The 9316-nt window shown below is 66.1% G+C and carries 13 protein-coding genes; 5 read left to right on the top strand and 8 right to left on the bottom strand.

Annotation, left to right across the window (positions count from 1 at the left end; genetic code table 11):
* Positions 1–27: 27 nt before the first annotated feature.
* Positions 28–408 (bottom strand): CBS domain-containing protein, encoded by a 381-nt coding sequence (locus VI234_RS08175; protein ID WP_008310074.1) that lies wholly within the window; start codon positions 406–408, stop codon positions 28–30.
* A 102-nt stretch (positions 409–510) separates the two neighbouring features.
* On the opposite strand from VI234_RS08175, the gene VI234_RS08170 reads away from it, so the two are divergent.
* From VI234_RS08170 to VI234_RS08160, 3 genes are read left to right on the top strand one after another with little or no spacing between them, the layout of a single operon-like run.
* Positions 511–720, top strand: a complete 210-nt coding sequence (locus VI234_RS08170; RefSeq protein WP_008310072.1) for a hypothetical protein — start codon at positions 511–513, stop codon at positions 718–720.
* Positions 717–1826 (top strand): Gfo/Idh/MocA family protein, encoded by a 1110-nt coding sequence (locus VI234_RS08165; protein WP_336329709.1) that lies wholly within the window; start codon positions 717–719, stop codon positions 1824–1826. Before VI234_RS08170 ends, VI234_RS08165 begins: the two co-directional genes overlap by 4 nt.
* A gap of 46 nt (positions 1827–1872) precedes the next feature.
* Positions 1873–3054 carry a redox-regulated ATPase YchF gene (locus VI234_RS08160; RefSeq protein ID WP_336329708.1) on the top strand — a complete coding sequence of 394 codons (1182 nt, stop codon included), beginning with the start codon at positions 1873–1875 and terminating at the stop codon, positions 3052–3054.
* Positions 3055–3092: 38 nt separating this feature from the next.
* Here VI234_RS08160 and VI234_RS08155 read toward each other — a convergent pair whose 3' ends face one another.
* Positions 3093–4019, bottom strand: a complete 927-nt coding sequence (locus VI234_RS08155) for a hypothetical protein (RefSeq protein WP_336329707.1) — start codon at positions 4017–4019, stop codon at positions 3093–3095.
* A 77-nt stretch (positions 4020–4096) separates the two neighbouring features.
* On the opposite strand from VI234_RS08155, the gene hisD reads away from it, so the two are divergent.
* Together hisD and VI234_RS08145 are read left to right on the top strand one after the other, a co-directional pair.
* Positions 4097–5368, top strand: a complete 1272-nt coding sequence (gene hisD, locus VI234_RS08150) for a histidinol dehydrogenase (RefSeq protein ID WP_008310065.1) — start codon at positions 4097–4099, stop codon at positions 5366–5368.
* A 97-nt stretch (positions 5369–5465) separates the two neighbouring features.
* Positions 5466–5840, top strand: a complete 375-nt coding sequence (locus VI234_RS08145) for a HesB/IscA family protein (RefSeq protein ID WP_008310062.1) — start codon at positions 5466–5468, stop codon at positions 5838–5840.
* Here the strand turns inward: VI234_RS08145 and VI234_RS08140 are convergent, their stop codons facing one another.
* From VI234_RS08140 to VI234_RS08115, 6 genes are all read right to left on the bottom strand, one after another.
* On the bottom strand, positions 5841–6041 hold the full coding sequence (locus tag VI234_RS08140) for a dodecin (protein WP_004593332.1): 201 nt from the start codon (positions 6039–6041) through the stop codon (positions 5841–5843).
* A 47-nt stretch (positions 6042–6088) separates the two neighbouring features.
* Positions 6089–6748 (bottom strand): hypothetical protein, encoded by a 660-nt coding sequence (locus VI234_RS08135; RefSeq protein ID WP_008310060.1) that lies wholly within the window; start codon positions 6746–6748, stop codon positions 6089–6091.
* Complete coding sequence (locus VI234_RS08130) at positions 6745–7365, bottom strand: hypothetical protein (protein ID WP_049942928.1); 621 nt, start codon at positions 7363–7365, stop codon at positions 6745–6747. Before VI234_RS08130 ends, VI234_RS08135 begins: the two co-directional genes overlap by 4 nt.
* 60 nt (positions 7366–7425) lie before the next feature.
* Positions 7426–8340 carry a metal-dependent hydrolase gene (locus tag VI234_RS08125; protein WP_008310058.1) on the bottom strand — a complete coding sequence of 305 codons (915 nt, stop codon included), beginning with the start codon at positions 8338–8340 and terminating at the stop codon, positions 7426–7428.
* Positions 8341–8406: 66 nt separating this feature from the next.
* Positions 8407–8940 (bottom strand): mechanosensitive ion channel domain-containing protein, encoded by a 534-nt coding sequence (locus tag VI234_RS08120; protein ID WP_008310057.1) that lies wholly within the window; start codon positions 8938–8940, stop codon positions 8407–8409.
* A gap of 24 nt (positions 8941–8964) precedes the next feature.
* Positions 8965–9297 carry a DUF7116 family protein gene (locus VI234_RS08115; RefSeq protein WP_008310056.1) on the bottom strand — a complete coding sequence of 111 codons (333 nt, stop codon included), beginning with the start codon at positions 9295–9297 and terminating at the stop codon, positions 8965–8967.
* Positions 9298–9316: the final 19 nt, after the last annotated feature.

Below are 9316 nucleotides of genomic sequence, written 5' to 3'. Positions count from 1 at the left end.
CGCCGAAGTTTGCCGGAAAACCCGTCTTCAGGAGAGTGCCTTCGTGATATCCGTCGACGACACCATGCCGACGTAGTCCTGATGCTCGTCGATGACGGGGAGGTGCTTGATGTCGTAGGTCGTCATCATCGCTGCGGCCTCGCCGAGTTCGAGCGAGGTCGTCACCCGCTCGACCGGCGACGTCATCACGTCGCCGACGGTCGCCGACGAGAGGTCCTTCCCGGCCGCGACGGCGTCGACGATGTCCGTGGTCGTGATGATGCCCGCCTGCGCCCCCGGGACGAAGATGCCGTTGATGTTCTGCGCTTGCATCTGCGTCGCAGCCGCTTTGACGGTTTCGTCGGCAGAAATAGTCTCTAACGGCGTCGACATGATGTCCTCGATGCGGACGGTCGTTTCAGTGGCCATGCGCTGTCAACGCACGCATCCGGTTTTGGCTTTTCCCTCGGTGCGGCCCGCCGCCCTGCCGTCACCATGAGTGTTATTTCGGCCCCGAGTGAACAGCCGCGCATGACACTGGACATTGGGATGCTCGGCTATCGATTCACGGCCACCTTTTTCCCGCTCGGGTGGCCTTCGGCCACCACTCGCGGCAAAAACGTGGTCTTGCTGAACGAAGTGAAGCAAGGCTCGAAAGACGAGCGACGCGAGTCTTTCGGTGGCGAAAAAGGCCGCTCGTTCGCTTCGCTCACTCGCGGTACAACTGAGGTGATGGCATGACCCTCGATATCGGCATGCTCGGCTATCGATTCATGGGAAAGGCCCACGCGAACGCGCTGGACCGCCTGCCCATGTTCTTCCCCGAAGCGCCGGCGGTCAACAAGGACGTACTCGTCGGCCGCGACGAGGACGCACTGGCCGACGCAGCCGACCAGTTCGGCTTTGACCGGACTGCAACGGACTGGCGGGATATCGTCGACGAGGTAGACGTGTTCTACAACCTCGGCCCGAACCACGTCCACGCAGAGCCGTCAATCGCGGCGCTGGAGGCCGGCACGCCGACCTTCTGTGAGAAACCGCTCGCGCCCACGCTCGACACGGCGGAGGAAATGGCTGAGGCCGCCGCGGACGCTGGCGTGCCCGCGGGCGCGGCGTTCAACTACCGCTTCGTCCCGGCCATCCAGTACGCGAAGGGGCTCATCGACGACGGCACACTCGGCGAGATTCATCACTTCCGCGGGCAGTACCTCCAGGACTGGCTGGTCGACCCCGAGGCCCCGTGGTCCTGGCGCAACGACGCGGAGATGGCCGGAAGCGGGGCACTCGGCGACCTCGGATCGCACACGGTCGATCTGGCCCGGTTCCTGCTGGGTGACACGGCCGGCGAAATAACCGACGTGAGCGGGCATCTCCGAACGTTCACCGAGGAACGCCCCGTAGAGGGAAGCGACGAGACGCGCCCGGTGACCGTCGACGACGCCTACAGCGCACAGGTTTCGTTCGACAGCGGCGCCATGGGAACGCTGGAGGCCTCCCGCGTCGCCAACGGACACAAGAACGCTCACACCATCGAAATCGAGGGGTCGAAAGGCGCAATCAAGTTCGACCTCGAACGGCTGAACGAACTGCAGGTGCTCACCGAGGGCGACCGCGGCTTCCAGCAGGTGCTTATCACCGACGAGGACGACCCCTACGTCGACCACTGGTGGCCACCCGGCCACGTCATCGGCTGGGAGCACACGTTCGTCCACGAGAACTTCGAGTTCCTCTCAGCCGTCGCCGACGGCGGCGAACAGGAGCCGTCCTTCGCCGACGGCCTCGCCGCACAGCGGGTCCTCGACGCAATCGAGCAAAGTGACGAGCGCGGCGAGTGGGTCAGCCTGTAGGCCCCGAACCGAAACCCCCTTTCGGCGGCCACTGGTAGAATCTGCCATGCTCTCTATCGCGCTGGCCGGCAAACCGAACGCCGGCAAGTCTACTTTCTACAAAGCGGCGACGATGGCCGACGTGGACGTGGGGAACTACCCGTTTACCACCATCGACGCCAATCGCGGCGTCAGCCACGTCCGAACGGAGTGCCCCTGTCTCGACCGGGAGGAGCGCTGTGGCGACGACAACTGCCGGGACGGCAAGCGCTACGTCCCGGTGGAACTCATCGACGTGGCCGGCCTCGTCCCCGGGGCCCACGAGGGTCGCGGCCTCGGGAACCAGTTCCTCGACGAGCTATCGACCGCCGACGTAATTCTCAACGTCGTCGACGCCTCCGGCGGAACTGATGCAGAGGGTGAACCTGTCGAGGTCGGCGAACACGACCCCGTCGAGGACGTTCACTTCATCGAGGAGGAGATGGACCTGTGGCTCGCCAGCATCGTCGAGCGCAACTGGGAATCAATCGAACGCCAGTCCCGCTCGCCGGATTTCAAGCTCGACGAGTCGCTGGTGGACATGTTGGCCGGCGTCGGGGCCTCCGAACTCGACGTGGCGCGGACGCTGCGGGATCTGGAGTACCCCGAGGACCCCATCGCCTGGACCGACGAGCACCGCGAGGCGCTGGCGACGGAGATCCGCCAGCGGACGAAGCCCCTCGTCGTCGTCGCGAACAAGGCCGACATCGCCCCGGAGGGGAACATCGAGGCCCTGCAGGAGGCTGCTGATGTGGTCGTGCCCGCGACGGCCGACGGCGAACTCGCGCTGCGAAACGCCGCACAGGCCGGCGTCATCGACTACGACCCCGGCGACCCGGACTTCGATATCGTCGGCGACGTGAGCGACCAGCAACGCGAGGGGCTGCACCGCATCCGCGACGTTATGGACGAGTGGGGCGGCACCGGCGTTCAGGGCGCGATGGACACCGCCGTCTACGACCTGCTCGATCACCTGACGGCCTACCCCGTCCAGAACGAAACGCACTGGACCGACGGCCAAGAGAACGTCCTCCCCGACGCGTTCCTGCTGCGCCAGGGCGCGACGCCCAAAGACCTCGCCTACGCCGTCCACTCCGACATCGGCGACGGGTACATCCACGCCGTCGACGCCCGCGAGAACCGGCGTATCAGCGACGAGACGGAACTCGAAGAGGGAGCGGTCATCAAAATCGTCAGCGACGCGAACTGAGCGAGTGCGGCCGGCGCTATAACCGCCTTCTCGGCCACCTACTTCGGCAGTAAGTCCTGCAGCGTCGCCCGAATATCCTCGCTCCCGGGGCTCTGTGGTACCTGCCCGAGCACGTCCCGCCCGAGTCGCTCCGTCGCCGCACCGACCGAAAGCCTGTCCAAGAGAGCCCCGTATTTCAGTGCGGGCCGCGGCGACACGTCGAACAGCAGGTCGCGCTTCCCGATGAGCGAGTGGGTGATCGACAGAATTTCGACGGCGTGGTCGACGTACTGGTCTCTAGCGTCATCATCGCCGTATTCGGCGAGCGCGGCCAGCAGGAACCTCTCCAGTTCGGCCTCGCGGTCGTGGAGCGCCGGCGGGTCCGAGAGCACGGTCGTCCCGTCGGGCCGTTCCGGAAGCATACTCCGGCGGGGCGCATACGAGAGGACCGCGCCGGTGGTGGGCGTGGTTGCAGCTGGGAGTGACGCAGCCAGTCGCTTCGAGGGGTTCGTATCGGTGAAGACGACGTAGAGGTTCGCCGGTTCGCCGCGCACCGGCTCGTCCCAGCCGTCTGGGCTGTGTTCGTAGCCGCGCCGGAGTGCCTCCCGTAGCGTGCGCGGAATCCGCCCGTCCTCGCCCTGCAGTTCCAGGTGGAGGACGACGGGCCCGTCACCGCTCTCGTCGATGAGAGACCACAGGGCCGGAAGCGCGTCCGCAGCGCCAGCCGAGAGTTCGTAGCAGGCGGCGTCTCGCTCTGCGGCCAGCAGCCGGGCGAGCGTGCTGCCGCGCCAGCCGGTCAGGTCGGCGACGTAGAACCACGGAAGGGTGTGTATCGGGCCGACTGCGGCGTCGCCGGCCGCCGTGTCGATAGTTGGTGGGACGGTCTCCAGATAGCTATCAATAGTCGCCAATTCGGGCGCGAAATACTCGGTCGTCGCCGGAGGGAGGTCGGTCGTCCGGCGACGGTGGTCGTCGACTGAAGCCATAGGCGGTGTACGCCCGAGTGCCGGAAAACGCTGACGAGAAGGGAAACCCGTTTTTTGCCCCGTCCCGAATCAGGGGTATGAACGTACGGACGATAGCCGACCTGGGTCCCGACGAGCGGGCCGCTTTCTTCGACCGCGACGCCGGCGTCGACGCCGTCAGAGACGACGTGCGCGACATCGTCTCGCAGGTCCACGAGGAAGGGGACGTTGCGCTCCGGCGCTTCGCCGAGGAGTTCGACGACGTGTCGGTGGGCAACATCGACATCACGGACGCCGCCGAGCGAGCCTACGAGGAAATCGACGACGACGTGCGCGAGGCCATCGAGGACGCCGCGGCGAACATCCGCGCGTTCCACGAGCGGCAGGTCCCCGAAGACTGGCGCGACGACTTCGAGGGGCGGGAACTCGGCCGCCGCTATCGCCCGCTCGACAGCGCCGGCGTGTACGCGCCCGGTGGGACCGCGGCCTACCCCTCCAGCGCGCTGATGGGCGTCATCCCGGCGAAGGTCGCCGGCGTCGAGCACGTCGCTGTCGCCACGCCGCCGGCCGAGGAGGTCAACCCCGTTACGCTGGCCGCCATCCACGTCGCGGGTGCCGACGCCGTCTATCAGGTCGGCGGCGCACAGGCCATCGCGGCGCTGGCCTACGGGACCGAGACCGTCAGCGCGACCGACATCGTCGTCGGCCCCGGCAACCGCTGGGTCACGGCGGCGAAGGCCGAGGTCCGCGGCGACGTTGCCATCGACTTCCTCGCCGGCCCCTCCGAAATCATGGTCGTCGCCGACGGTGACGCGGACCCGGAACTGGTCGCGGCAGACCTCGTCGCCCAGGCCGAACACGACGAGAACGCCTCGGTCGTCGCCGTCACCGACGACGAAGAGCTTGCTGATCAGGTCGTCGACGCCGTTGACGAGCAAGCCGACGGCCGGGAGCGCGAGGCAGTTATCCGTGCCGCACTGGACAACGACGGGTCCGGCGTTCTCCTCGCTCGCTCGATGAGCGAGGCCGTCCTTTTCGCCGAGGAGTACGCCGCCGAGCACCTCTCGATTCAGGCCGACGACGACGAATCACTCCTCGAACGGATTCCCTCCGCCGGGTCCGTGTTCCTCGGCCCGTACAGCCCCGTTGCGGCGGGCGACTACGCTACCGGCACGAACCACGTCCTGCCGACTGGCGGCAACGCGCGGGTCACCGGCGGCCTCTCCGTGGACACGTTCGTCCGGTCGACGACGGTCCAGCGGCTCTCCGAGGATTCACTGGACGACATCGCGGATACGATTACGACCCTCGCCGAAGCCGAAGGGCTGGAAGCCCACGCCGAGAGCGTCCGCAAACGGTTCGAGGAGTAACGCGGTTCCGGGGCTTTCCTAGAGAGTAACAGGGTGTATCTCTCCGAACCGTTCCACCGGCGTCACTGTTAACACGTTCGGGCGTGGATACTTGTGTATGAGCAGCACAGCAGACGACGGCGATCCGAACCTCGGGGGCGAGGACGTAGCCGTCACCGAGCAGGCAGCGGGAGAGGCACTGGACCTCCTCGAAAGCGAGGGGATGGACGTCGACGAATCCGGACTTCGCCTGTACGTCCAGCAGGGCGGCTGTGCCGGCCTCTCCTACGGGATGCGGTTCGAGCATGCACCTGAAGAAGACGACGAAGTGTTCGAGCGCAACGGGCTCCGCGTGTTCGTCGACGACGCCAGCATCGACTACATCGAGGGGTCGGTACTCGACTACGAGGGCGGCCTGCAGGGGGCCGGGTTCCACGTCAAGAACCCGAACGTGGTCAGCGAATGCGGCTGTGGCGAGTCCTTCCGGACGTAGCTACTCTTCGAGTTCGAACGCCACGACGACCTCGGCCTGGTACTCGCGGCCCTCGACGCCGGCGATCTCGACGCCGAGTTCCTCTACCTCGACCCACTTGAGATTGTCAAGTGTCGCCTCCGCGCGTTCGATGGCGTCGTCGGCGGCTTTGTCGAAGCTTTCCGAACTGGTCCCGATCAGCGTGATTTTCTTGAAAACCATTTTCGTGAGACCTGTTCACACGGACATGGCATAAAAGTACGGACAGGTCACTGCGACTGCCGGTCGAGCAACGACTCGACGTGACCGACCACGCCGGTGAGGTGTGCCGTCCCCCAGATCGCCACGATAATCGCACCGATAGCGTCAAACACGAGATCGAGCATCGTGTCGCTGAGACCGAACTGTGTCAGAATCGTGTCGTTCCCGGTCGCCGATGCGGCGAGCGTGATCGAGAACTCGATGACCTCCCAGAGCACGCCGAAGGCCATCACGAACAGGAGGAGGAACACGAACATGAACCGCGAGGGGATCGAGATCTCGTCGGTGTGCTCGTCGAGTGCGCGAACCGTCGTGTACCCGACTGCGGCGACGACCGACGACGAGAGGGCGTGGGTGAAGTGGTCCCACCACCAGATGGTGACGTAGAAGTTCTCTTCGGACCCAGGCAACCCGACAGTTCCGAGCGCGTGGAAGAACGCCGCCGACGTAATCCACAGCGTCAGCGCGGGGTCGAGCGTGATGCCGTAGTCACGTTCCAGCAGCGCCGGGAGCTGCGTGACGAGGATGGCGACACCCGAATTGACGATGATGCCGACGTTGCCCCGCTCGATACCGACCGCCAGGAGCCCGATGAGTGCGAGTGACAGGGCCCGCGAGAGCAGTTGTTGTGTCGCCGGACTGATTCGGAGGCGGTCACGGACCTTCATACGTCCGGCTGGACCTCCTCGGGGACGCGACTGGTCCCGGCCTGCTGTCGGACGTAGTACGCGAACACCACGCCAGCGCCGATACCGGCGATGGTCGACGCGACGAACTCCCACATCACCGCTTCCTCGATGACGTGTTCTGACACCGTCGGATCGAGGATGAAGGTGGTCCCGAGGAACTGGTCGGCCACCCAGCGGACGACCGCCCAGACGCCGGCGGTGGCCATCGTGGTGATGGCGACGAAGACGACGGCGAACCGGGGCGTCATCCGGACGGGGGTAAAGAGCTGGAGTTCGACGGCGAGGATGAGCGCGATGGCGGCGACCGAGAGGTAGGTCGCGAGATTACCGGTCATCGAGAGCGTCGCAAACAGGCGGCCGACGACGGGCAACGCCGCCAACAGGAGGATTTCCCAGGGGAGCATGGCGTCCCGGTTACGCAATAGAACCGGCGGAAACAGCGCCAGTGCCGCGACGGCAGCCGCGAACCCGGCCCACAGCACGTCGGCCTGAACAGCACTCGTCACAGAAACGGCGGCGAGCATGGCGACGATGCACCACGCCGCGAGGGCGTTGACGCGCCTGTCCCGGAGCAACCGCGCTACGTCTCGGCTCATAGTGTCAGGTGAGCCGCGACTCGAAAAACCCTATCGACCGATGCCGGCGGCGTGGGCTGTTCAGATAGCCCCATACGCCATGGCATACGCGAGCGCAGCGATGGTCACCGCCGCCAGCCCCGTCACGACCGTCTCCAGCCAGTCGACGCCGTCACTGAACGGCCGGGTCGGCGCCCCGACGACGCCCAGCGCGAGGACGCTGAACACGAAGTGCGCCGACCGTTCGAGCGTCGGGGCGGGCAAGAACAGGACGGCCGCCCCGTAGCCGATTCCCAGCGCTGCCCGGGGACGGACGAGTTCGGTCAGCGTGTATCCACGGAGGTGGACGTAGGTCCACACGGCGAGCCAGACCGTCGCCAGTTCGATAGCGAACGCCGCCAGGAGGTGCGTCGTCGGGTCGGGGTGGAGTATCACCCGCTCGGCGACGAGGCTCACGTCGAAGGGGTAGAAGAACGGGGGCGGGCCGCCGGTGAAGAGGTCACCGAACGGGTGGGTGAGCAGTCCAAGTAGGGCCAGCCCGGCCACCGTCCGGGGGCTGATATCGCGGGACTGTGCGACCGTGGCGACACCGAGCACGGCCAGGACGAACACGAGCATCACGAGCCCTGCGATGGGGCCGCTGAGTACGCCTGTGAGAACAGTCGCTGCGACGCCGATTGCCAGCGATGCAATTCGGGCGGGCCGTGATTCGGTCGCCCAGAGACCGGCCGCGGCGGCGAGTGCCGCCCCCAGCAGGAGCGAGTGCGTCGGCCCGCGGTGGACGACGTTCGCGGTCTCCCAGAAGCCGTCCGCCGTCAGATTCTCGGCGGCCCCGACGAGCAGCCCGAAGGGGGCGTAGACGATGTCAACGTCGGGAACCGCGGCGAACAGGCCAGCGATGACGCCCAACTGGACCGCCCGCTCGCGGGAGAGTCCAAGCCACCACGCGGCGAGGCCTCCGAGGGCGAACGCGAACAGCGCGTGCCCGACGAACATACGCCGAGTACGACGGCGATACGCTTAAACTCCATGTGTGACGGGATAGCGCGGGACTCGGCCCGCTCAGGACGCGGAATCGACTTTCGTCCAGCGTTCTTCGATGGCCGCGTTGGCCCTGACGACAGTATCGCCGTCGACCCGGAACCGCGTCTTCCGGAGTTCGATGGCGGCCACCTCGCCGGTGGTGTCGCCGGTTTTGATGGTGTCGCCGGGGTTGAAGTCGGGGTCGCGGAGGAGGTAGACGCCGGCGACGGCGTCCTTGATCATCTCCGAGAGCGCGTAGGAGACGCCGAGCGCGAGGAAGCCGGTCGCCGTGCCCAGCGACGTGGCGATGGCGGTCAGGCCGATGATAGAGAGGAAGGATAGCGCCACGCCGAACCACAGGAACACGAGGACGATGACGCCGAGAAACTGGCGGTACACGGGCGACTCGCCGGGCAGCGACCGCTTCAGAACCGCCCGGACGACGAACATGATGGCTTTGATACCGACCGCAGCTATCGCGAGAAAGACGAACGCGGTTATGAGGCGCGGGAGCGCGTCGACGACGTTCGTGACTAGCTGTTCGAGCGCTCGATTGATGACACCGACTTGCACGCCGGATGGTGGACGGAGAGCCCCCTAAGTGTTGGCGTCAGCCGATATGGCTGTGTCGCCGGGGTGACGGACCACCTCGTAGTCACCGTCCTCGGTAATACCGATGACGGCCCAGTCATAGGATACGTCTCGTCGAGTGAGACGGCGGCTGAGGTGCGTTGCCTCGCCCGTGCGTGTGACGAAACAGCGCAAATCGCCGCCCTCGGGTATCGGGTCCTGCGAGTCGAGCACTGAGACAGTGACGACGCGCCAGTCGCGTTCCGCTCGCAGTTCGGTGCCAGTGCGCGACACGGTGTATCCGAGGTCGTCGAATATCGACCGGGCCTGCTCGTCGAGTGATGTGGTAACGGCCCCCATCTGAGAGTCAGTACCACCG

Origin of the sequence: Haloarcula sp. CGMCC 1.2071 (genome assembly GCF_037078445.1) — an archaeon.
GTDB lineage: Archaea > Halobacteriota > Halobacteria > Halobacteriales > Haloarculaceae > Haloarcula > Haloarcula amylolytica.
Note: the sequence above shows the minus strand (reverse complement) of the source record. Positions and strands in the feature narration are given on the sequence as shown.